22 protein-coding genes and 1 riboswitch are annotated in these 22,925 nt (G+C 65.0%); of the genes, 8 read left to right on the top strand and 14 right to left on the bottom strand.

The window, feature by feature from the left end; translation table 11 throughout:
• Positions 1–168: 168 nt before the first annotated feature.
• Together hrpB and Q4G20_RS04150 are read left to right on the top strand one after the other, a co-directional pair.
• Positions 169–2,586, top strand: coding sequence for an ATP-dependent helicase HrpB (gene hrpB / locus Q4G20_RS04145; RefSeq protein ID WP_303342095.1), 2,418 nt, complete (start codon positions 169–171; stop codon positions 2,584–2,586).
• Between the two features lie 123 nt (positions 2,587–2,709).
• A complete protein-coding gene (locus Q4G20_RS04150; RefSeq protein WP_303342096.1) occupies positions 2,710–3,600 on the top strand; it encodes a DMT family transporter in 891 nt (296 codons plus the stop codon).
• Here Q4G20_RS04150 and Q4G20_RS04155 read toward each other — a convergent pair.
• Both Q4G20_RS04155 and Q4G20_RS04160 read right to left on the bottom strand, forming a co-directional pair.
• Positions 3,584–4,180: a glutathione S-transferase family protein gene (locus Q4G20_RS04155; protein ID WP_303342097.1), complete on the bottom strand. Its 597-nt coding sequence runs from the start codon at positions 4,178–4,180 to the stop codon at positions 3,584–3,586. The two genes, Q4G20_RS04150 and Q4G20_RS04155, sit on opposite strands and share 17 nt — an antisense overlap.
• 69 nt (positions 4,181–4,249) lie before the next feature.
• Positions 4,250–5,644, bottom strand: coding sequence for an aminotransferase class V-fold PLP-dependent enzyme (locus tag Q4G20_RS04160; RefSeq protein ID WP_303342098.1), 1,395 nt, complete (start codon positions 5,642–5,644; stop codon positions 4,250–4,252).
• A 91-nt stretch (positions 5,645–5,735) separates the two neighbouring features.
• Between Q4G20_RS04160 and Q4G20_RS04165 the strand changes: the two genes are divergently transcribed.
• On the top strand, positions 5,736–6,227 hold the full coding sequence (locus Q4G20_RS04165) for an Lrp/AsnC family transcriptional regulator (RefSeq protein ID WP_303342150.1): 492 nt from the start codon (positions 5,736–5,738) through the stop codon (positions 6,225–6,227).
• 30 nt (positions 6,228–6,257) lie between these two features.
• Here the strand turns inward: Q4G20_RS04165 and Q4G20_RS04170 are convergent, their stop codons facing one another.
• The 11 genes from Q4G20_RS04170 to thiD all read right to left on the bottom strand — a co-directional run bounded on the left by Q4G20_RS04170 (position 6,258) and on the right by thiD (position 14,496).
• Positions 6,258–7,049 carry an outer membrane protein gene (locus Q4G20_RS04170; protein ID WP_303342099.1) on the bottom strand — a complete coding sequence of 264 codons (792 nt, stop codon included), beginning with the start codon at positions 7,047–7,049 and terminating at the stop codon, positions 6,258–6,260.
• Positions 7,050–7,179: 130 nt separating this feature from the next.
• The gene (locus Q4G20_RS04175) at positions 7,180–7,914 is read right to left on the bottom strand and encodes an ABC transporter permease (RefSeq protein ID WP_368660774.1); all 735 of its coding nucleotides are present in this window, start codon (positions 7,912–7,914) and stop codon (positions 7,180–7,182) included.
• Complete coding sequence (locus Q4G20_RS04180) at positions 7,911–8,618, bottom strand: ABC transporter ATP-binding protein (protein ID WP_303342100.1); 708 nt, start codon at positions 8,616–8,618, stop codon at positions 7,911–7,913. Before Q4G20_RS04180 ends, Q4G20_RS04175 begins: the two co-directional genes overlap by 4 nt.
• Entirely contained in the window at positions 8,615–9,292 is a 678-nt protein-coding gene (gene tenA, locus Q4G20_RS04185; RefSeq protein ID WP_303342101.1) for a thiaminase II, read from the bottom strand. Before tenA ends, Q4G20_RS04180 begins: the two co-directional genes overlap by 4 nt.
• Positions 9,289–10,221 (bottom strand): ABC transporter substrate-binding protein, encoded by a 933-nt coding sequence (locus Q4G20_RS04190; RefSeq protein ID WP_303342102.1) that lies wholly within the window; start codon positions 10,219–10,221, stop codon positions 9,289–9,291. Before Q4G20_RS04190 ends, tenA begins: the two co-directional genes overlap by 4 nt.
• Before the next feature lie 11 nt (positions 10,222–10,232).
• The gene (locus Q4G20_RS04195) at positions 10,233–11,216 is read right to left on the bottom strand and encodes a HesA/MoeB/ThiF family protein (protein ID WP_303342103.1); all 984 of its coding nucleotides are present in this window, start codon (positions 11,214–11,216) and stop codon (positions 10,233–10,235) included.
• Positions 11,195–11,782 carry a thiamine phosphate synthase gene (locus Q4G20_RS04200; protein WP_303342104.1) on the bottom strand — a complete coding sequence of 196 codons (588 nt, stop codon included), beginning with the start codon at positions 11,780–11,782 and terminating at the stop codon, positions 11,195–11,197. The genes Q4G20_RS04195 and Q4G20_RS04200 overlap by 22 nt, the downstream gene beginning before the upstream one ends.
• Entirely contained in the window at positions 11,779–12,540 is a 762-nt protein-coding gene (locus tag Q4G20_RS04205; RefSeq protein ID WP_303342105.1) for a thiazole synthase, read from the bottom strand. The genes Q4G20_RS04200 and Q4G20_RS04205 overlap by 4 nt, the downstream gene beginning before the upstream one ends.
• 4 nt (positions 12,541–12,544) lie before the next feature.
• The gene (thiS, locus tag Q4G20_RS04210) at positions 12,545–12,742 is read right to left on the bottom strand and encodes a sulfur carrier protein ThiS (protein WP_303342106.1); all 198 of its coding nucleotides are present in this window, start codon (positions 12,740–12,742) and stop codon (positions 12,545–12,547) included.
• The gene (locus Q4G20_RS04215) at positions 12,732–13,700 is read right to left on the bottom strand and encodes an FAD-dependent oxidoreductase (RefSeq protein ID WP_303342107.1); all 969 of its coding nucleotides are present in this window, start codon (positions 13,698–13,700) and stop codon (positions 12,732–12,734) included. The genes thiS and Q4G20_RS04215 overlap by 11 nt, the downstream gene beginning before the upstream one ends.
• Positions 13,693–14,496 (bottom strand): bifunctional hydroxymethylpyrimidine kinase/phosphomethylpyrimidine kinase, encoded by an 804-nt coding sequence (thiD, locus tag Q4G20_RS04220; protein WP_303342108.1) that lies wholly within the window; start codon positions 14,494–14,496, stop codon positions 13,693–13,695. Before thiD ends, Q4G20_RS04215 begins: the two co-directional genes overlap by 8 nt.
• A 58-nt stretch (positions 14,497–14,554) precedes the next feature.
• Positions 14,555–14,653: riboswitch (TPP riboswitch) on the bottom strand.
• 169 nt (positions 14,654–14,822) lie between these two features.
• On the opposite strand from thiD, the gene Q4G20_RS04225 reads away from it, so the two are divergent.
• From Q4G20_RS04225 to Q4G20_RS04240, 4 genes are read left to right on the top strand one after another with little or no spacing between them, the layout of a single operon-like run.
• Complete coding sequence (locus Q4G20_RS04225; protein WP_303342109.1) at positions 14,823–15,878, top strand: methionine ABC transporter ATP-binding protein; 1,056 nt, start codon at positions 14,823–14,825, stop codon at positions 15,876–15,878.
• Positions 15,868–16,536, top strand: a complete 669-nt coding sequence (locus tag Q4G20_RS04230) for a methionine ABC transporter permease (protein WP_303342110.1) — start codon at positions 15,868–15,870, stop codon at positions 16,534–16,536. The genes Q4G20_RS04225 and Q4G20_RS04230 overlap by 11 nt, the downstream gene beginning before the upstream one ends.
• Positions 16,537–16,552: 16 nt before the next feature.
• Positions 16,553–17,329, top strand: coding sequence for a MetQ/NlpA family ABC transporter substrate-binding protein (locus Q4G20_RS04235; protein ID WP_303342111.1), 777 nt, complete (start codon positions 16,553–16,555; stop codon positions 17,327–17,329).
• Positions 17,330–17,373: 44 nt separating this feature from the next.
• Positions 17,374–18,138: a hypothetical protein gene (locus tag Q4G20_RS04240; protein ID WP_303342112.1), complete on the top strand. Its 765-nt coding sequence runs from the start codon at positions 17,374–17,376 to the stop codon at positions 18,136–18,138.
• Here Q4G20_RS04240 and Q4G20_RS04245 read toward each other — a convergent pair.
• Positions 18,128–18,391 (bottom strand): DUF6522 family protein, encoded by a 264-nt coding sequence (locus Q4G20_RS04245; protein ID WP_303342113.1) that lies wholly within the window; start codon positions 18,389–18,391, stop codon positions 18,128–18,130. The two genes, Q4G20_RS04240 and Q4G20_RS04245, sit on opposite strands and share 11 nt — an antisense overlap.
• A gap of 177 nt (positions 18,392–18,568) precedes the next feature.
• Here Q4G20_RS04245 and Q4G20_RS04250 point away from each other — a divergent pair, with 177 nt between their 5' ends.
• Positions 18,569–22,906, top strand: coding sequence for a YadA-like family protein (locus tag Q4G20_RS04250; protein ID WP_303342114.1), 4,338 nt, complete (start codon positions 18,569–18,571; stop codon positions 22,904–22,906).
• The last annotated feature ends 19 nt before the right edge of the window (positions 22,907–22,925 follow it).

Consider the following 22,925-nt stretch of genomic DNA (forward strand, 5'->3'; position numbering starts at 1 on the left):
ATCCGGGGGTGAGGCGGATCAGAAAAAGGTCCAGTGGACCTTTTTTCCGACGAACGCACGCCCCCGTGGGGCGGGCCAGCGGCTTTGCCGGACGGGGGCTGGCCCCCCTGCCCCCTCGCCACGAAACCTTGGGCTTTTCGTTCACGCCCCGGCGCGGTATCGGGCGGCATGGAAAATCTGCCGATTGATGATGTGATCCCGGAACTGTGCGCCGCGTTGCGGGATGCGGGGCGCGCGGTGCTGGTCGCGCCGCCGGGTGCGGGGAAAACCACGCGGGTGCCGCTGGCGCTGTTGGATCAGACCGCGGGCCGCATTGTCATGCTGGAGCCGCGCCGTCTGGCCGCTCGTGCCGCCGCCGAACGTCTGGCGGATGGTTTGGGCGAAACCGTGGGCGCGCGGGTCGGATACCGCATCCGTGGCGAATCCGTGCCGGGGTCGCGGATCGAGGTTGTGACCGAAGGCATCCTGACCCGCATGATCCAATCCGACCCGTCACTGGACGGGATCGGCTGCGTCATCTTTGACGAATTTCACGAACGCAGCCTGAACGCCGATCTGGGGCTGGCACTGGTCTGGGAATCGCGGGGCGCGCTGCGCGATGATCTGGCGGTGCTGGTGATGTCGGCCACGCTGGACGCCGAACCTGTGGCGGCGCTGTTGGATGACGCGCCGATCATCCGGTCGCTGGGCCGCGCCTTTCCGGTCGAAACCCGCTGGCTGGATCGGCCCTTGCCCACGGGCGGGCGGCTGCCCGATCAGGCGGCGCGGCTGATTGCGCAGGCGGTCGCGGACACGCAGGATATGGGCGGCACCGTTCTGGCCTTTCTGCCGGGCGAAGGTGAAATCCGCCGCGTAGCGGGGATGCTGGGCGGCACCGATTGCGAGGTGATGCCGCTCTTCGGTGCAATGGAGGCGCGCGCCCAGCGTGCCGCCCTGTCCCCGCCGGGGCCGCGTCGGCGGATCGTGCTGGCGACGGCGATTGCGGAAACATCGCTGACCATTCCGTCGGTGCGGGTGGTGGTGGATGCGGGACGCGCGCGGCGGGCGCGGTTTGATCCGGCATCGGGCATGTCGCGGCTGGTCACCGAACGCGTCAGCCGGGCCGAGGCCGAACAACGTCGCGGCCGCGCCGGTCGTGTCGCGCCGGGGGTGTGTTACCGCATGTGGGCGCGGGCCGAAGAAGGCGCGCTGCCCGCATTCGCCCCGCCCGAAATCGCGGTCGCGGATCTGGCCGGGCTGGCTCTGGAATTGGCGGCATGGGGGGCGGCGCCGGGTGATCTGGCCTTTCTGACCCCGCCCCCCGATGCCCAAATGGCCGAGGCCCGCGCGCTGTTAACCAACCTATACGCCTTGGACGCGGCGGGGCGGATAACGCCGCATGGGCAGGCTTTGGCGCGGGTGCCGCTGCATCCCCGGTTGGCGCATATGCTGATGCAGGCGGGGCCGGATGCGGCGGATTTGGCGGCGCTGATTGCGGATCGCGACCCGCTGCGCGGCGCGCCTGCGGATGTGGGTTTGCGTTTGCTGGCGCTGCGGGACGCGCGCGCCTATGCCGACCGCCACCCGTGGGACGCGAACCCTGCCGCACTGGCGCGCATCCGCGACGAATCCCGGCGGCTGCGGCGGATGGCACGGGGGGATGGCGCGCGTCTGTCGGTGGGGATGATGGCGGCGCTTGCCTATCCCGACCGCATCGGGCTGCGGCGCAAGGGGGATGATCCGCGATTCGTGCTGTCGGGTGGCAAAGGCGCGGTGCTGGACGCTGGCGACCCCTTGGCCGCGCAAAGGCTGATCGTGGCGATTGATCTGGACGGCGACACCCGCGAATCGCGCATCCGCATGGCTGCGCCGATTTCGGATGCGGAATTGCGCGACGGGTTCGGCGATCAGATCGCCACCGTGCAGATCGTGGAATGGTCCCGACGCGAGGGCCGTGTGATGGCGCGGATACAGGAACGGCTGGACGCGCTGATCCTGACCGACCGCGCATGGACCGACGCGCCCGAAGGTGACATCGCCCGCGCGGCTTTGGACGGGTTGCGGCTGGACGGGTTGCCGATGACGCGAGGGGCGGCGCGGCTGCGGGCGCGGATCGCGCTGTTGCCGGAACTGGGGCCGGTCGATGACGCGGCGCTGTTGGAGGATGGCGACTGGCTGTTGCCGTGGCTGGGCCGGGTGCGCACCCTGTCCGATCTGCGCGGGCTGGACCTGACCGATGCGCTGCTGGCGCGCATCGGCTGGGACGGGCAGCAACGGCTGAACGCCGCCGCACCGGCGCATTTTGTTACTCCGCTGGGCCGCAAGGTTCCGATTGATTACGACCATGACGACCCATCCATCGAACTGCGCCTGCAAGAGCTGTTCGGCGTCACCCGTCACCCCACCGTCGGCGGGCGGCCTTTGCGCATCAGCTTGCTGTCGCCGGGCGGCAAACCCGTTCAGGTCACGATGGATTTGCCGGGGTTCTGGGCGTCATCCTATGCCGATGTGCGCAAGGATATGCGGGGGCGTTATCCGCGTCACCCTTGGCCCGAAGACCCCACGCAGGCGGACCCGACGATGCGGGCGAAACCGCGTGGGACGTGATGGCGCGGTCGGACCGGGGGTTTCACACCCCCGGACCCCCGTGGGATATTTACGCCAAGATGAAAGGGCTTTTCGTCGATCCGTGAACCGGTTAGCAATCGGGCAGGGAATGGGGGGCGTTCGATGGATTTGCGCGCGATTGCGATGGGGTTGGTGTTTGCGGTGATGTGGGCGTCGGCCTTTACCTCGGCCCGGATGATCGTGACCGAAGCGCCGCCTTTGTTATCGCTGGCCGCGCGGTTTGCCATGTCGGGGGTGATTGGCGTCGCGATTGCCTGCGCCCTGGGCGAGACATGGCGCAACCTGACCCGCAACCAATGGCGGGCGATTGTGATTTTGGGGCTGTGTCAGAACGCGCTGTATCTGGGCCTGAACTGGATCGCGATGCAGTGGATCGAGGCGGGGCTGGCGTCCATCATCGCCGCCACCATGCCGCTGATGGTGGCGGCATTGGGTTGGGTGTTTTTGGGCGAACGCATCCGCCCGCTGGGCATTGGCGGGCTGATTCTGGGGGTGATCGGCGTCGCCATCATCATGGGCGCGCGGATGCAGGGCGGCAGTCATCTGTTGGGCATCGCCATGTGTTTCGGCGCGGCTTTGGCGCTGACCATTGCCACGCTGACCGTGCGTGGGGCCAGTTCGGGCGGCAACATCATGATGATCGTGGGCCTGCAAATGCTGGTCGGATCGGCGGCGCTGACCCTGATTGCGCCGTTTTTGGAAACCGCGCAGGTCGATCTGTCGGCGCGGCTGATCTGGGCGTTTGTCTATACCGTGATTGTGCCGGGGCTGGCCGCGACCTGGGTGTGGTTTTTGCTGGTCGGGCGGATCGGCGCGGTCAAGGCCGCGACCTTTCATTTCCTGACGCCGTTTTTCGGGGTCGCCATTGCCGCCGTTTTTCTGAACGAATCCATCGGCATGGGCGATGTGATCGGCGTCGGCATCATCATGTTGGGGATTCTGGCGGTGCAATTGTCCAAAGCACCGCCAGCCGCCGTTACGCCGCCGCGCTGATCGTCACCCGGCGATAGCTGTCGCGGTCGGTGCAGCGTGTGATCCACGCCTTGATCGCGTCGGTGGTGCCGGCGTGATCGCCCATCCACGCAAACAGCCCCGAGATCACCAGATCCGCCGCGCTGAAATCATCGCCCAGCAGATAGGGCTGCGCGCGCAGCACGTCATCCAGCTTCGCAATCGCGGTGTCGTAATCGCGATAGGTGTCCTTCAGCACCGGATGATCCAGCCCGGCAAAGCGCAGCATGGCCAGCGGCTCCAGCACGCCCTGATACCAGAACAGCCATGACAGATATTCGCCCCGCTGCGGATCGCCGACCGCGCGGCCCAAATTGCGCGCCGGAAAGCGGTCGGTCAGATACAGCGTAATGGCCGAGCGTTCGCGCACGCTGTCATGCCCATCGGTCAGGAACGGCACCTTTTTTTCGGGATGCGGGTTTTTGGCATCCGCGCCCCCCGACCCGTCCCGGCGCGGGATCGTCACCAATTCGATCTGCACCTGATCGGCGGCCCCCAGTTCCAGCAGCAACTGCACCATACTGGTGGACCGAGTGCCGGGTGCGTGAAAAAGCGTCAGCATGATTCCTCCGTGATCTGCGTCGCGCCAGTTTAGGGCAAGATTGTGACAAAAGGCGACAGGCGGCGTGCGCTATGCGGCAATATGGCTGAAAATCGCAGTTGCCGGGTCGCACTGGTAACGATGCCGGTGATCCGCCGCATGGGTGGCCAGATCGGTGACGGCGTCCAGCACGGCGTCAATATCGGATTCTGGTGCGGCCCAGCACAGGTTCAGCCGCACAAAGCCCGGCTTTTCAATTTCATCGCCGCGCAGAATGGCCGCGCGCATGGCGTCCGATTGCGCGGCGTCGATCCCCAGCAGGTGATGCACATATGGCCCGGCACAGGCGCAACCGCCGCGCGCCTGAACGCCGTAAAGGTCCGACAGCATCCGCGTGGCCAGTTGCTGATGGATAAAGCCGCCCTTCCCGTCACGAATGCGGAATGCCAGAATTGGCAGGCGTTTCGCGTCGGGGTTGCCCAGCATCTGAATCCCCGGCACGTCGCGCAGGCGCGCGGATTTCGCCAGCCAGCGGGCGTGAACCGCGTCGATCTGGTCCTGACCGATGGCGTCTTTCAGCGCAAAGACCAGTGCCGCGCGGATGTCGCCCACGACGTTCGGGGTGCCGGATTCTTCGCGCGCTTCGATGCTGGTGGCATAGTCATGGCTTCGGTCGTTGACGAATCGCACGGTGCCGCCTCCGGGCAGGGTTGGGCGGGTCGCGGTGACGGCATCGCGGCGCAGGATCATCACGCCCGACGCCCCCGGCCCGCCGATGAATTTATGCGGCGAGGTGACGACCGCATCCATCCCCAACCGCAGATCAATCGGCAGATAGGGCGCCCCCCCGGCATAGTCCCAGATCACCCGCGCGCCCGCCGATTTCAGCAGCGCCGTGACCGCCGCCACATCGGTCAGCTGCCCGGTGACGTTGGATGCGGCGGAAAACGCGCCCAGAATGGGGCGGTCATGGGCGGCGGTCATGGCGGCGCGGAGGGCGTCGAGATCGGGGCCTCCGGTCCGGGCTTCGGGGATGGTGACGATGTGCGCGCCGCTTTCGCGCCAGGGCAGGATGTTCGAATGATGTTCATACGGCCCGATCAGCACCGTCCAGCCCGGCCCGACGCCCAGCAGATGCACCAGCCGGTTGATGCCCGCCGTTGCGCCCGACCCGGTAAACACCACAGCATGTTGTTTGTCGCCGTGAACGCACGACAAAATCTGGTCACGCGCGGCGCGGCGCATCCGGGTCATGGTGGCGCCGCAATGGCTGGCCTCGGTATGGCTGTTGGCATACCATGGCAGGATGTGGTCCATCACCGCCATTTCCACCTGCCGCAGCGCCCGCCCGCTGGCGACATAATCGGCATAGATCATCCGCCGCGGCCCAAACGGCCCCTCAATCACCGCGTCCTGCCCGATAATGCCGTGATGCAGGCTGTTCAGGTCGGTGATGCTGGCGCGCAGGCGGGTGAAAATATCCATCGGGTCATCCTTGTTCTTTGCGACAGAATGACACAGGGTGGCGTGATGAATGACTGAATTAAACGTCGCTATTGGGGTGATCTTGGGTCAAATGAACGACGATCCGGTGCAATTGGATGAAATCGACAACCTGATCCTGTCCGCTTTGCAGCGCGACGGGAACCTGTCGCAGCGCGAATTGGCCGATGCCGTGGGTCTGTCGCAGAACGCCTGTTGGCGGCGGTTGCAGCGGTTGACGCAGACGGGGGTGTTACAGGGCAGCCGCGCGGTAATCGACGCGGACCGGGCGGGGCTGCATCTGACGGTGTTTGTGATGATCCGCACCCGCCATCACGACGATGCGTGGTCGCGCCGGTTTCGCGCGCGGGTCGAATCCATCCCGGAAATCGTGGATTTTCACCGCATTGGCGGGGAATGGGATTACATGGCGAAATTGGTCACAACGTCGATGGCCGGGTATGACCGCTGCTATCAGGCGTTGATTGCGGATATGGATCTGGAACGGGTGACGGGGGTGTTTTCGATGGAAACCATCCTGTCCGCCCGCCCGCTGCATCTGCGCGCAGCAAAAAGCCGGGGCTGATCGCCCCGGCCTATGTCACGATCCGATGGGTCAGAAGCGGTAATTCACGCCCAGCTTGACCGCGTGATATTTCGGCGTGGCGACGGTATGCACTTCGTTCACCGGCAGGCGTTTGCGGCCCAGATTGACATATTCATATTCAAAGCTGCCGGTGAAGTTCTTGGACAGCTTGCGTTCGATGCCCAGACCCAGAATATACCCGCTCATGTTAAAGTTGCGATAGGTCGCAGAGTGGGCGACTTCGGCACCTTCACTCAGGCGGCGCGTCAGATCGGCGCTATAGTCCATTTTGGCCGAACCATAGCCGGCAATGCCGTAAACCAGCGTTTCGGGGTTCAGCAGGCGACCGGTTTTGAAGCGCAGCGCCGTCAGGCTTTTCAGATCGTTCGAGCCGCTGCCCTCGATCCGGCGCATGCCGGTCACGTTGTTGTCGAAAAACCCGGTATACGTAACGGCATCTTTCACCCGCAGCCGTTCGTAACCCAGCTCCGGGCCAAACACCCATTCATCACGCTGCCAGCGATAGCCCAGACGGACCCCCATCAGCGGGCCAGCAATGCGCAGGGTGCTGACGTCACCTTCGTAGATTTCGTTGGGGTTGGTGTGGAAACCGACGCGGTCTTCGCCACAGCAGGCGCGCGCGATCATCCAACCGGCATAGGCACCGGCCCAGTTGTCTTCTTTCGGCGGCACAACCGTGGGGACGGGTTCGACAACAGGGGCGATGACCGGAATGATCACCGGCTCACCCGCCATAGCGGCACCGGACAGAGCGATACCTGCGGCAACAACCGAACCGAGCAGAGATGTAAACCGGGACATGGAAACCTCATTCATTAGGGCGCGTCTGCGCGGGTTTTGAGGGTGCATTAACCACAGCGGAATAAATTTTCGATGAATTTTCATCCATCTTGCACGGAAAACCGTCCGGCGCGACAGATTTGCAACAGGGTTAATCGCGTCCCATCCCGCGTTGCGCCAGATTGGCCAGACCAAACAGGCACAGCCCCATGACGGCCAGCACGATCAGCGCGGCGAACATCAGGTCGGTTTGGCCGCGCCCATTCGCCATCAGCATCAGATAGCCCAGCCCCCGCGACGATCCGACCCATTCCCCGATCACCACGGCAAAGGGGGCGTAAACCGCGGCCAGTCTCAGCCCCGATCCCAGCGACGGCAGCGCGTTCGGCAGTTGGATCAGCAGCAGCAGCCGCATCGGCGTGGCGCGCAGATTATCGGCCAGATCCGACAGCCCCGCCGGCACCCGCATCAGCCCGTCGAAAAACACCGACGCCACGGGGAAATAGATGACCAGCATCACCATCACCACCTTGGACGGCGCGCCATATCCCAGCCACAGCGTGATGACGGGGGCAAGCGCGAACACCGGCACGGCCTGCGCGAACACCAGAACCGGTCTCCATAACAGGCGCGCCATGGGCGACATCGCCAGATTCAGCGCGGTCAGGACGCCAAGGCCAATCCCGGCGGCCAGCCCCATGGCCAGATTGGCGGCGGTGAATCGCGCATGTTCGGCCAGCATCGCGGCGTTCGTCGTCATCGCCTGCGCCACCCGGCCCGGTCCGGGCAGAATAAAAGGCGGCAGCCCCGTGGCCCAGACGATCACCTGCCACAACGTAATGCCAAACACCGCCGCCGCTGCGGCCCGGATGACGCGCCCCATCATGCGGCCCCCTGCGACAGCGCGTGGAACAGCGCGGCTTGGGTGGACAGAACCGCGCCGTCGCTGATGGCGCGCGGAATGGGGGTGGCGGGCATGTCCAGCCTGACCGCCCCCGATGCGCGGATCAGCCAGGCGCGGTCAGCCCGACGCGCGGCCTCAAGCGGATCATGGGTGATAAACAACACGGTGCGCCCGGCCAGCATCTGCGCGGCCAGATCCTGCATCGCCGCCCGTGTCGCCGCATCAAGCGCGGAAAAGGGTTCATCCAGCACCACAATGGGTCGGTTTTCCATCAGCGTGCGGGCCAGTGCGACCCGCTGACGCTGCCCCCCGGACAGGGCCGAGGGGCGGCGGCGTTCCATCCCCGCCAGCCCGACCTGCGCCAGCAGATCGCGCGCGCGGTCGGTATCGGGCCGTTCCCCACGCAGCCGCGCGCCGATGGTGACATTGCCAATCGCATCGGCCCATGGCAGCAACTGATCGCCCTGCGCCATCATGGCGACGTGGCCGGTCAGCGGGGTGTCGGACTGCACGCCTCCGGTCAGGCGCGCGGGGGTGGGCAGACCGGCGACCAGCCGCGCCAGCGTGGATTTCCCCACGCCGGACGGCCCCAGAAACCCGGTCCATGCGCCCGCCGGGCAATCCACGGCCAGATCGCGCGTCAGAACCGCACCATCCAGCAACAGATCGCCGGTCAGGCGGATCATGTGCGGTCCATGCCCATCTGCCAAAAACCGACCTCCAGCCGGGTGGCCTTGGCAAAGGTCTGCGCCAACTGCTCCATGCGGGGCAGGTCGGCCCAGCCGTCGCCCAGCCGATAGGTCAAGGCGTCGTCGATCAGCGCGCCAACATCGCGGCACAGGCTCTGATAATCGTCGCCGCCATAGGTCGCGGTCCAATCGGCATAGGGGCCGCCGGCATCGCGATGCCGCGCGCCAATTTCGCCATAGCCCAGCACGCAGGGCGCAAGCGCCGCCAGCAGGTCCAGAAAATCGCCGGAATAGCCCGATGCCAGCACAAACCGGGTATAGGCCATGTTCGCAGGCGATTCCGGCGTTGTTTCCAGATCGCGTTCGGAAATGCCCGCATCCGCGCAGATGCCCACATGCAGCGGCATTTCCACATGCAACAGCCCGTGAACCGTGGCGGACGCCGCGCGCATTTCCGACAGCCGTTCCGATTTCGCCGCGGCCAAGGCCCAAGCGCGCGAAAAATGGATCAGGAACACATAATCCTGTTTCAGATAATGCAGGAAATTGGCGCGCGGCAGGGTGCCATCGGCCAGACCACGCACAAAGGCGTGGTCGGTGTAATCGTGCCAATCCGACCCCGCCGCGTCGCGCCACAGGGCGAAAGCGCGGCCATAATCGGGCGCGGTCATTCGTTCACATCCACGGCCAGATCCGCGACCGACAGCCCGCCGGGGGTTGCGCCCTGATCGGCCAGAAACGCTTCGAACCGCTGATAACGCCCGTGATCCAGAGCCGCCGGACGCGCCGAGAAACGCGGCCAGGTGTCATGCCACGCGGCTTCGTTCAGCGGGGTTTGCAGTTCTGATGCGGTCGCGGAAAAGCGTTCCCATGCCTCATCGGGGTAGTTCAGAATAAACGTCGTGGCCCGCGCCGTGGCGTCCAGAAACCGCGCCACCCGGTCGCGGTCCATGCGGTCGGGATTGGCGACATAGATCAGTTCGTCGTAAACGGGAACGCCCTCGGCTTCGGGATACAGGCACCGGCCTTCGTGATTTTCCAGCCGCAACTGGTTCAGTTCGAAATTGCGATAGGCGCCGATGACGCCATCGACCTGCCCCGACATCAGAGCGGGCGAAATGGACCAGCCGATATTGATCTGTTCTACGTCATCGGGGGCCAGACCGCTGTTGGCCAGCATGGCGTTCAGAACCGCCTCTTGGATGCCCGCGACGGCAAAGCCCACCTTTTTGCCGCGCAGATCGGCGGGGCTTTCGATGCCGCTGTCGGCCAGCACGACCAGACAGGTCAGCGGCGTTTCGACCAGCGTTCCGACCCGGCGGATGGGCAAATCCGCATGGCGCGACAGATGCAGCTGCGGCTGATAACTGACCGCCAGATCGACCCGGCCCGCCGCCGCCATGCGCGGGGGATCGTTGGGGTCGGACGGGGCGATCATCTCGACCTGCAAACCGGCATCGGTGAAGTATCCCAGTTCCTGCGCCAGAACGATGGGCGCGTGGTCGGGGTTCACGAACCAGTCCAGCATGATCGACAGTTTATCATCAGCCTGCGCGGGCAATGCCAGCAGCGCGGCCACAGCAAAGGATGCGTATTTCATCGGATGTCCTTTCAGGGGGAATCAGGCAGGGCGATCAGGGCGATCGGTCCGGGGTGAATGGATTGCAGCGCCTGCCCGGCATTATGGGCGCGCAGCCCCGTGCGACAGGCCAGCACAACCCGCGCCGAGGGATCGGCCTTCAGGCGGGTGATCTGATCGGCGGGCAGATGCCGCGCATCGGGGCGGAACGGCGCAGGCGATTCGGTGCGCAGGTCCACGACAACATCGCCCGGCGCGATCTGCCCCGGCGCGATAAAGGGCAAGGGCGCGTCAGGTTCAGGCGCGCGGTCGAACCGGAACCCACCCATCCGCCAGGTCGCCGCGTCGAATGACAGCAACCGGCCCAGCGGCGACGGGTCCAGCCCCAGCAGCACCGACAGCGCCATCTGCGCCTGCAACGCGCCGATCATCGCCACGACCGGCCCCATCACGCCCGCCGTCGCGCAGGTCGCGCCGCGCTGCGGCAGGTCGGGGAAAATCGCGCGCAGGCTGGGCGCTGTGCCACAGCATCCGGCGGCATAGCCCGACATCGCCAAGGCCGATCCAGCAATCAACGGTTTGCCCGCGTCGCGGCAGGCATCCGACAGGGTCAGGCTGACCGCGAAGGTATCGGCGCAATCCATGGCCAGATCGGCCCCCGCCACCAGACCGGGCGCATTGCCCGCATCCAGCCATTCAACGCGCGGGATCACCGTCACATCGGGGTTCAGCGCCGACAGCGCGGCAGTCGCCGCCTGCGCCTTGGGGCGGCCGGTCTGGTCCATCCGATACAGCGGTTGGCGATGAAGGTTGGTTTCGTCCACCACATCGCCATCAACCAGCGTGATGCGCCCGACGCCCGCCCCGGCCAGATAGTGCAGCGCCGGCACGCCCAGACCCCCGGCCCCCACGATCAGCACATGCGCATCCGACAGCCGTTCCTGCCCCTGCGCACCGATTTCGGGCAGCACCATCTGGCGGGCGTAACGGTTCATCATCCGCACACCGCCAGCCATTGCCGCATCCGCGATTCAGGGTCGGGGTTCAGCGTGATGTCGGTCACCGCCGCGACGGTATCGGCGCCCGCGTCAAAGGCACTGGGCGCGCGTTCGACCGTCACACCCCCAATCGCGCATAACGGAATATCACCGATCAGCCGTTTCCATTCGGTCACGCGGTCCAGCCCCTGCTGATCCCACTTCATCTGTTTCAGGATCGTGGGCCAGACGGGGCCAAGTGCTATGTAATCCGGTGACAGAGACAGCGCGCGATCCAGTTCGGCCTGATCATGGGTGGAAATCCCCAGACGCAGCCCCGCGCGGCGAATGGCCGGGATGTCGGCATCGTCCAGATCCTCTTGCCCCAGATGGATCCAGTCGGCACCCAGATCAATCGCCGTTTGCCAGTAATCATTGATGACCAGCATCGCGCCATGCTGACGGGCCAGCGACAGACCCCGGCGCAGGTCATCCATCGGGTCGCGGTCTTTGATCCGCAACTGCACCAGCTTGACGCCCAGCGGCAGCGCGCGCTCCAGCCAGTCGGCATGATCGAAAATCGGGTAAAAACGCGGAAATGTCACAGCCATGCCTTTCCAATCACCGGGGTTGACGGGGCGGCCATATCGCGGGGCTGCATCGGATCGGCCCCCGCGGCCAAGGCCCCCGCCTGCGCCGCCATGCTGAAGGCGCGCGCCATGGCGACCGGATCGCCCGCCTGCGCAACGGCGGTGTTCAGCAACACGGCGTCAAAGCCCATCTCCATGGCGTCGGCGGCGTGGCTGGGCAACCCCAGCCCCGCGTCAATCACCATCGGAATGTCGGGAAACGCCGCGCGCAGCATCCGCAGCCCATACCGGTTGTTGATCCCCAGACCCGACCCGATGGGCGCGCCCCACGGCATCAGCACGCGACAGCCCGCGTCGATCAGACGCTGCGCCAGAACCTGATCCTCGGTCATATAGGGGAACACCTGAAACCCGTCCGCGGCCAGCGTTTCCGCCGCCTCCAGCAGCCCGAAGGGGTCGGGTTGCAGCGTGTCGGCATGGCCGATCACCTCAAGCTTGATCCAGTTGGTTTCGAACAATTCGCGCGCCATGCGGGCGGTCGTCACCGCCTCGCGCGCGGTATAGCACCCGGCGGTGTTGGGCAGGATATGCACGCCCAGACCGCGAATGATGTCCCAGAACGCCTGCCCCTGCCCCTGTTCGCGGCGCAGCGACACGGTGGCGACCGAGGCCTCCGATTGCCGGAACGCCTGTTCCAAAATCGCGGGCGACGGATATTGCGCCGTCCCCAGCATCAGCGGATTGTCCAGACGGACCCCATAAAAATCGCGCATCCGGTCAGCCCCCCTGCATCGGAGCCAGCACTTCCAGCCGGTCGCCGTCACGCAAGGGCTGATCCGCGCGCGCCGAGGCGGGCAGAAATTCGCCGTTCAGCGCCGTGGCCACGCGCGCATCCCCCCAGCCCCATTCGGCCAAAGCGTCGGCGACCGTGGCGGCGGATGTGTCGCGGATCTCTCCGTTCACGTCAATCTTCATGGATCAGTTCCCCTTTGCTGCGGGTGGTCAGGTAATCGGCGACCTGCTGCGCCAGAACGGGGGCCATCAGATAGCCGTGCCGGAACAACCCGTTCACATGCAAAACGCGCCCGCGCACAATCACGCGCGGGATGTTGTCGGCGAATGCCGGGCGCAGATCGGTGCCGGTTTCGATCACCTCGCCTTCGGCAAAGCGCGGGTCCAAAGCATAGGCCGCCGACAGCAGTTCCAGCATCGACCGCGCGGTGATCGGGCCGCGCGCGCCGCTTTCGATTTGGGTGGCGCCCAGCATATAGACCCCATCCCCGCGCGGCACGATATACAGCGGATGGCGCGGATGCAGCAGGCGGATGGGACGCGACAACACAATGTCCGGCGCGTTCAGGATCACCATTTCGCCGCGCACCCCGCGCAGACCCGGCGCAGCGGACGCCATGCCGCGCGCGTCAATGACGGTGCCGGTCAGATCATCGGGCTGGGCCGCGCCGCGTTCGATCGGCACCCCCGCATCGGACAGGGCGCACACCAGATCGGCCAAGGCCTCACGCGGGTTCACATGGCCTTCGTCCGCGAAAAACAGCGCGCGTTTGTGGGCCAGTTGCGGTTCCAACCCGGCGATGTGGTCCGCGTCCAGCCATTCATGACCCGAGGTGCGGCGCGCGAACCGGTCCAGCTCTGCCCGGTCGCGATCCAGTGCCACGACCAGCGATCCGGCCACCGTCACCGGCGACACCTGCGGCCACAGCGTCAGCGCCTGTTGCCCCAACCGAGTGATAACGGGTTCGGCGGTTGCGCCTTCGCAGAACGGGGCCAGCATCCCGCCGGCCCACCACGAACAGCCATGCGGGCCGGGCGCGCCGTTTTGGTCGATCAGCCGCACCGACAGCCCGCGTTCGGTCAGCGCATGGGCCACCCACAGCCCCGCAATGCCCGCGCCGATGATGGTTGCGTCAGTCATGCCGCCACATCCCGGCGAAATGATGCACCGGCCCATGGCCCGACCCGATGGTCAGAGTGTCAGCATCCGCAATCGCGCCCTGCAAATAACGATGCGCCTGCGTCACGGCATCCGGCAGCGACAGCCCCCGCGCCAGCCCCGCCGCAATCGCCGCCGACAGGGTGCAGCCGGTGCCGTGGGTGTTTTTCGTCGCCAGACGCGGCGCGGTCAGTTCAGTCACACCATCCGCCGTCACCAACAGGTCAATGCATGTGGGGCCGTCGGCATGGCCGCCCTTCATCAGCACCGCATCCGCGCCCAGACCCAACAGCGCGCGGCCCTGTTCGGCCATCTGCGGCACGTCCTGCGCGTCGGATGCACCCAGCAGGCGCGCGGCCTCGGGGATGTTCGGGGTCAGCAGGGTGGCGCGCGGCACCAGCACGTCGCGCAGCGTCGATACCGCGTCATCGGGCAACAGCGCATCGCCCGATTTCGCGATCATCACCGGGTCCAGCACCACGGGAACAGCGCGCCCCGCCAGACCATCGGCGACGGTGCGGATCGCATCCGGCCCGCCCAGCATCCCCAGTTTCACCGCACTCACCGCCAGATCGTCAAAAACCGCCGCCATCTGCGCGGCAATCATCGCGGGGCTGGCGGGTTCCACCATCGTCACCGCGCGGGTGTTCTGCGCCGTCAGGGCGGTGATCACGCTGGCGCCATAGACCCCAAGCGCCGAAAAGGTCTTAAGATCGGCCTGAATACCCGCGCCCCCGCCGGAATCGGACCCGGCAATCGTCAAAGCAATGGCGGTCATGCGCCCCCCGTCTGCGTTAGGGGTCAGCCGGTGCGGGGATACGCGCGCGGGCGGGATGCCTCGCGCTGTCGCCGTTCCCTCCGCCGGAATGACCCGGATCAGGTTCGATGGGTTGGCTTGCGCCTCTCAGCCGGTCACGGCACCCCAACGGTCATATGTCACAGATAAGACAGCCCCGCCCCATCCGCAAGGTGGTAACCCTATGCTGCCGGTGCCGCACCCGGCGAATGGATTGTTCTGTTTCACCCCACTATGACAGAGGGTTTCATCCAATCCCGCCGCGCGACCTTGTGTTTGCGCCCAAAATCGGGCAAGGGCCGCGCATCATGATGACCCATTCCCCCACGCCCGAAACGGGTGCCGCGATCAGCTTTGACCGGGTCGGCAAGACCTTTCCCGGTGGCGCAACCGCCTTGACCGATGCCACGCTGGACGTGGCGGCGGGGTCGATCTGCGGCATTATCGGGCGGTCGGGCGCGGGCAAGTCCACGCTGCTGCGCATGGTCAACGGGCTTGAGGTGCCGACCACCGGCCGCGTCACCGTCGGCGGCCACGATGTCGGCGCGGCGCGCGGCGGCGCCCTGCGCGCGATCCGGCGCGACGTGGGGATGATTTTTCAGCATTTCAACCTGCTGGCGTCGCGTACAGTATTCGGCAATATCGCGCTGCCGCTGGAAATCGCGGGCGTTCCGCGCGCGGACATTGCCCCCCGCGTCACCGACCTGATCGGGCGGGTGGGGCTGGACGGGCTGGCCGACCGTTACCCCGCGCAATTGTCCGGCGGGCAGAAACAGCGCGTCGGCATTGCCCGCGCTTTGGCCACGCGCCCGCGCGTGCTGTTGTCGGACGAAGCGACCTCGGCGCTTGATCCCGAAACCACGCAGACGGTGCTGGCGCTCTTGCGTGATATTAACCGCGATCTGGGGCTGACGGTGCTGCTGATCACGCATGAAATGGCCGTTGTGCGCGATATTGCCAGCCATGTGGCGGTGATCGACGGCGGGCGGATCGTGGAACAGGGCGCGACGTTCGACGTGTTTGTGCAGCCCGAACACCCGACCACGCGGTCGTTTTTGTCGGGCGTCACGGGCATCCGTTTGCCCGATTTCATCGCCGCGCGCATGGTGCCGGGGCGCATTGGTGCGGCGCAGGAAATCCTGCGCGCGACCTTTGCCGGGTCAAACGCGACCGACCCGATGCTGGCGCGGCTGACCGCGCAAATGGGCGTGGCGGTCAATATTCTGGCGGGCGCGGTCGAACAGGTCGGGCCGCACCCCTTTGGCAATCTGCTGATCGCCGTGGACGCCGCGCAGGCCGATGCCGCGCGCCGGTTCCTGAACGATAACGGCGTCATGACCGAGGTGTTGGGCTATGTCCGCTAATCTGATTTCGCTGCTGATGACCGCGACCTGGCAGACGGTCTATATGGTCGCGCTGTCATCGGTGTTGGGCGCGCTGATCGGGCTGCCGCTGGGGGTGTTTCTGGCCACATCGCAGCGGGGCGAGTTGCTGGCCGCGCCATGGGTGAACCGGGTGCTGGGGCTGGTGGTGAACGCCACGCGGTCGATCCCGTTCATCATTCTGGTGGTGGCAATCATCCCCTTTACCCGCGCGATTGTCGGCACATCCATCGGCACCAATGCCGCGATTGTGCCGCTGACGCTGGCCGCAGCGCCGTTCATCGCGCGCCTGATCGAAAACGCCATCCGCGAAGTGGACAGCGGGTTGATCGAGGCCGCGCGCGCCATGGGCGCCACCCCCGCCCAGATCATCGTCAAGGTTTTGCTGCGCGAGGCCCTGCCCGCCATCACGCTGGGCATGACATTGGCCGTTGTGTCGCTGATCGGTTATTCCGCCATGGTGGGCGCGGTCGGCGGGCAGGGTCTGGGCGATCTGGGGATACGCTATGGCTATCAACGGTTTATGCCCGATGTGATGCTGGCCGTTGTCGTTATTTTGATCGTCATGGTGCAACTGGTCCAATCGGCCGGCGAATGGATCGCCGCGCGGGTGGACAAACGCGCCGCTAAATCTCGTTAACGTGAAAGGAACCGCAATGCTGCGTTTGACCTCTTTTGTTTCGGCACTGGCCCTAAGCGCGGGGCTGGCTGCCGCCACCGACATCACCGTGGGCGTGACCCCCGGCGAACATGCCGAAATCATGGAACAGGTCGCCAAGCTGGCCGCCGATAAGGGCCTGAACATCCGCGTGATCGAGTTTTCCGATTATGTGATCCCCAATCAGGCGACCGCTGACGGCGATCTGGATGTGAACAGCTTCCAGCACCGCCCCTATCTGGAAAACCAGATCAAGGATCGCGGCTTTGATCTGGTCGAAATCGGCACCACCATCACCACGCCGATGGGGATGTATTCGGACAAAATCACGTCGCTGGACAACCTGCCCGATGATGCGCGCGTGGCGATGCCGAACGATCCGACCAATGGCGGACGCGCGCTGTTGCTGCTGGAATCGCTGGGCCTGATCGAACTGGCCGATGGCACGGGTCTGGTCCCCAGCCCGCTGGATGTGGTGAAGAACCCCAAAAACCTGCGCTTCATCGAACTGGACGCCGCGCAATTGCCGCGGTCTCTGCCCGATGCCGAAGTCGCGATCATCAACACCAACTACGCCCTGGCCGCGGGTCTGAGCCCCCGCAACGATTCGATCGCCATGGAGGACGCCAACAACCCCTATGTCAACATTCTGGTCGTGAAAAACGGCAATCAGGATGAACCCTGGGTCGCCCAACTGGTCGAGGCGTATCAAAGCCCCGAAATCAAGGCCTTCATCGACGGCAAATATGACGGCGCGGTGATCACCAGCTGGTAAAACACCGGGCCGGGGCGCGGTCCCGGCCCATTCGCGGGGGCGGCATGTTTGTTATCCAATACTGGCCCGACGGCGCGCCCCCGCCCGACATTCGCGACCGCCAGAACGGATGGCGCGCGGCATTTGGGGCGCGGCATATCCTGTTTGACGCGGATCACGCCCGCCATTTCCTGACCCGCCATTTCGGCGCAGACACCGCGGCGCTGTTTGACGATTGCGCCGTTCCCGCCATGGCCAGCGATTTTTTCCGATACCATGCGGTTGCGGTTCTGGGCGGGCTGTATGTGGACAGCGAACTGATGCTGGGCGATGTGGCGCGGCTGCGGCGGGTTCTGGACGTGACAGGTCCGCTGACGGCGGCGGTGCCGGCGGTCGATCAGACGCCCGACATTGCGACCGCGCGTCAGCATCTGGGCCGGGTGCTGTTAAACAACGTGCTGTTCGCCCCTGCGGACGCGCCATATGTTCAGACCTTGGCGGCCTTGGTGCGCGAACTGGTGCGGCTGCGCGCGGATACGCAAATCCCCTATGTCACCGGCATCGGCGTGCTGTCGGCATTGGATTACGCGATCCGCCAGCCCGATGACCCCATCCCGACGCTGCGCGCCGCCCTGCCCCGTGACAAGGCGCGGTTTCTGAACATCCTGACGCGGTTCATCACCGATCACGACCTGCGCGCCCTGACCCCGGCGGTCGCGGTTGATTTTCGTGATCTGGCCGGAGTGATTGACCGCCCGGCCCACGACGATGCGCGCCTGACCGACCCCGCGCATTGGTCGAACCACCGGGGCAGCATTTTTACGACCTAGCCGCCCCCACCGGAAAGCTGGACTGCGTAATCACCGCGCCCTGATCATCGACCACAACCCGGCAGGCCCGCCCGGCATAATAAAAGGTCAGCCGCCAGCGACCGGCATCATCGCCCTGCCCCTGTTCGCAACGCGACGTAATGTCACCGCCCTGCATTTTTGCGCGCACCTGATCCGGCGTCAGGTCAAAGACCCGCGCCAGAATCCCCGGATCCACCACAAAATCACGACCGCTGCGTTCGATCTGAGCCATATCCGCCCCCTTTGACCGGAACTATAGCGCAGCCGCCGCGCCATGGACAGCGCCGCGCGCCACCCGAATTTATCGTTTTTGATTAAAAGTTTAGGTTCTTAGAAAATGCAATTTTCGCATTTGTCTGCTATTTATATTGGGAACACAGAATCGCTATTTTATTTTTTCAGGTTTCCCATGGCATATTTCAACCGGGCGAAAATTGCCGCCGCCATTCTTACCACCACCCTGACCCCCGCCGCCGCGCAGGATGGCGCAAACGCCGTTAAATACGGAAACGACAGCAATGCGGCGGGGACGTCCTCGGTCGTTTTGGGGTATAGGGCGGGGTCCGCCGTCAGCGGTGCGGCCCGGCAGGTCGCTATTGGTCATTCCGCAGGCACGGGCGTCACAGACGCCAACAACATCGCCATCGGGGCCATGACCGGTCAGGGGGTCGGCGCGCTCGACCCCGCCTTGGCCGAAGAATTGGGCATCGTCTGCGTGAATATTCTGTGGTGTTACAAAAGCACCAATGGTTCTGTGTTTCATAATGGCCGCGAAAACATCCATTTCGGGACTGGTGCGGGCAGGTCGGCCAAAGGATCGGGCAATTTCGGTATCGGCGAACAGGCCGGCAGCCATGTCCGGGGGTTCCAGAATATCGGTTTCGGGCTTAGCGCAGGCGTGCATGTGACCGGGTCCGGCAATATGGCACTGGGGCAGTTTGCAGGGGGCTATGCCAAGGGCATCCGCAACAACGCGCTTGGCTTTCAGGCCGGGCAATCCGTCACGGGCGACGACAACACTGCGATTGGCTATCAGGCCGGGCTCTCAGCAACGGGCAACTTTAACACCGCCATCGGCTGGCAGGCCGGGCAATCCGTCACGGGCGACGACAACATCACCATGGGCCGCGAAGCTGGCACCACAGTGACAGGTGGGCACAATATCAGCCTGGGCACGCAAGCCGGCAACACGGTTGACGGCTATAACAACATTGCGCTTGGCGGACAGGCCGGTAATCACGTCGAAGGGGAAAACAACCTTGGCGCGGGCCTGCAGGCGGGTCATAACGTCACCGGCGACAACAACAGCGCACTGGGCCAACAGGCCGGTAATCACGTCGAGGGCGGCAGCAACGTCGCACTGGGCAGCGACGCCGGTACATTCGTCACGGGTTATAGCAACATCGCGCTTGGCCCCGGTGCAGGCTCTCAGGTCACCGGCGGCCAGAACATCGGCATCGGCCACAGCGCGGGCCACGACACCATGGCACTGGAGCGGGTCGACGCCGAGGCTCTGGGCATCACCTGCGTCTGGTTCGGCTATTGTTACCGGAACGAAGACGGCACCGACTCGGATTTGAACGGTCACGACAATATCGCCATCGGCTCTATGGCTGGGGACGGCGCGCGCGGATCGCAGAATATCGGCATCGGTTACCAGACGGGGCTTGCTGTCGCGGGCTATCAGAACCTTGCGATTGGGACGCGCACGGGCCACAGCGTGACGGGCGTCGGCAATATCGCCTTTGGGCTTGAGACCGGTTATAACGTGACCGGAAATCTGAACACCGCCATCGGCTATATGGCGGGCGGCAATACCAGCGGTGCCAGCAACACCGCCATCGGCCATGGGGCGGGCGATCAGGTCTCGGGCAGCAGCAACACATCGCTGGGCCATCAGGCGGGGGCGTCGGCGACCGGCAACGAACACATCGCCATCGGCAAAGGCGCGGGTCAACACACCGGCGCACTGGACCGGGCCGAGGCCGAACGTCTGGGCGTCAGCTGCGTCTGGTTCGGCTGGTGTTACCGCAACACGGATGGCACCGGCACAAACCTGAACGGCCGCGCCAATCTGGCCATCGGCACAGGTGCCGGGGCGAATGCACTGGGATCGCAGAATATCGGCATCGGCTGGCGCACGGGGCAGAATGTCAATGGATATCAGAACCTTGCCATGGGAACGCGGACCGGCCACGACGTGACCGGGGTCGGCAATATCGCCTTGGGGTTTGAAACCGGCAATATTGTAACCGGCAATCTGAATACGGCCATTGGCTATCTTGCGGGCGGCAACCTGCGGGGCGCCAACAACACCGCCATCGGCCATCAGGCGGGCGATCAGGTCACCGGCAGCAACAACACATCGCTGGGTCATCTGTCGGGTCGGCTGGTGGCGGGGGCCTATAACACCGCCTTTGGCGCTGAAGCAGGCGGCCGTCTGACCGGCGACAACAACATTGCGCTGGGCCGCCAATCGGGCCGCGGCATGGCGGGCAGCAACAATGTGGGGCTGGGCGTCTATGCCGGGCGCCATATCAAGGGCGACTATAACATCGCCATCGGTCAGAATGCCGGGGCCGGCAGCACCGACGACTGGGTTGAACGCACGCGGTCGATTTCGATCGGGATGCGCAGCAAGGGCGGAAACGATTCCATTGCCATCGGAACCTCGGCCGAGGCGATGCCCGTCGATTCGATCGCCATCGGTCACGGGGTCAAGGTGCAGGCAACCAAAAGCTTCGCCTTTGGCGAGGGGATCACCATTGCCGACACCATGTCGGGCGCGATCGTGCTGGGGTCGGGCTCGACGGCGACCGCCGCCGCCCCCGCCCATCCCGGAGGGACGGAAAGCACCCCCGGATCATATGTGATTGCGACCCGTCATTATAACTTCGCGGCAGCGGTCAGGCCCGTTGGTCAGATCCTGTCCATCGGTCGCGCGGGTGGCGAACGTCAGATCAAACATGTCGCCGCTGGGGAGCTGTCGGACAGCTCGACCGATGCCGTGAACGGGTCACAGCTGCACGCGACCATCAGCGCGGTCGAACGGCTGTCCGATCGCTTTTCCGCCCATATCAACACGCTGGCAGGCCGCATAACCGCAGTGGAAGACGCGCAAACCGCGACCGCAACCGCGATCACGGACCTGCGGGATGATCTGACAACCGCGAACAACAAAATTACGGCAACCAAAGCCGCCCAAACCGCAACCACGACCGCCGTCAACGGCCTGCGCGACGATCTGGCCGCCGCAAACGACAAAATCGCGGCGAACGCGACGGCCACCACTGACCTAAGCGACAACCTAACCACGGCGAACAGCAAGATCACTGCCAGCGAAGCGGCCCAAACCACAGCCACGACCGCCATCAGTGACTTGCGCGACAATCTGAACAGCGCAAACGCGAAAATCACCGCGAACGCAAACGCGATCACGGGCCTGCGCAGCGACCTGAACACGGCGAACACGAAAATCACCGCGACCGAGACCGCCCAAACCGCGACCACTACGGCAATTGCCGACCTGCGCGATGATCTTAACACGGCGACGAACAAAATCACCGCGACCGAGACCGTGATCGTCGACCTGCGCGACGAACTGGCCACGGCGAACACCAAAATCGCAGCGACGGAAACCGCACAAGCCGCGACCGCAACCGCGATCACAGAGCTGCGCACCGACCTGACGACCGCGAAGACCAACATCGCGGCGAACACAACCGCCATCACCGGACTGCGCGGGGATGTCGCAACGGCGACCGATCAGATTGGAGCGAACGAAACAGCGATTGCCGGCCTGCAAAACAATCTGGCGACGGCAAGCAATAAGATCGCCGCCATGGAAACCGCGAACGCCGCGACCGAAACGGCGATCACCGACCTGACCGCCGCAACCACCACCGGGCTGGCCGCCGTCACCGCGCGTCAGGACGCCAGCGACACCCATCTGACCACGCTTAACGGGGCAGTCGCGGGCTTGGCCGAACGTCAAACAACGACCGCACATGATGTCGCCCAGATGCAGACTCGCATCGACGCCAATGGGGATCAGACCGCGCCGACGCAGCCGATCACAGCCGCGCCCCATCCCGATCTGTCGATGCTGCAGGACCAACTGGCGCAGGCGCGCGCCGATCTGAACCGCATGGCCGCCCAACTTGAAGCAAGCGCAACCGCCATCACCGACCTGAACAACCGCCTGAACGCACAGGATGAACGCATCATCTTTCACGACGTTCAGGGCTTTTCCGACAAAAGCGCGGCACAGGTCGCCGATCTTGGCCGCGACCTGTCCGAAACGCAAAAGCAAATCCCGGGTGACTGGTCGGCGGATGGCACAGGATACATCATCCGACGCGACCCCATCGACAACCGCCCCACGTCACTGCGCAATATCGCGCCGGGACGGATCGCCCCCGATTCAACTGATGCGGTGAATGGCGCGCAGCTTTATGCGCTGACCGAACATATCGCGCGTCAGGATGACCGGATCACCGCCAATCAACGCGAAGCGCGCAGCGGCATCGCGTCCGCCATGGCCATGGGAATGATGCGCTTTGACGACCACCCCGACACGGTGTCGGTCAGTCTGGGGCTGGGGCGATTTCATGACCAGACCAGCCTGGCCGTGGGGGCCAGCTATACCAGCATCGACAGCCGCTGGCGGATCTCGGCGGGCGCGACAACGACCCAAGGAGGCCGCGACCGAGGCGGCGCCATCAGCGCAACTTACAGCTTTCGCTGAGCCGGTTTCGTCTTGCGGG

Source organism: Paracoccus sp. (in: a-proteobacteria) (assembly GCF_030538495.1).
GTDB lineage: Bacteria > Pseudomonadota > Alphaproteobacteria > Rhodobacterales > Rhodobacteraceae > Paracoccus.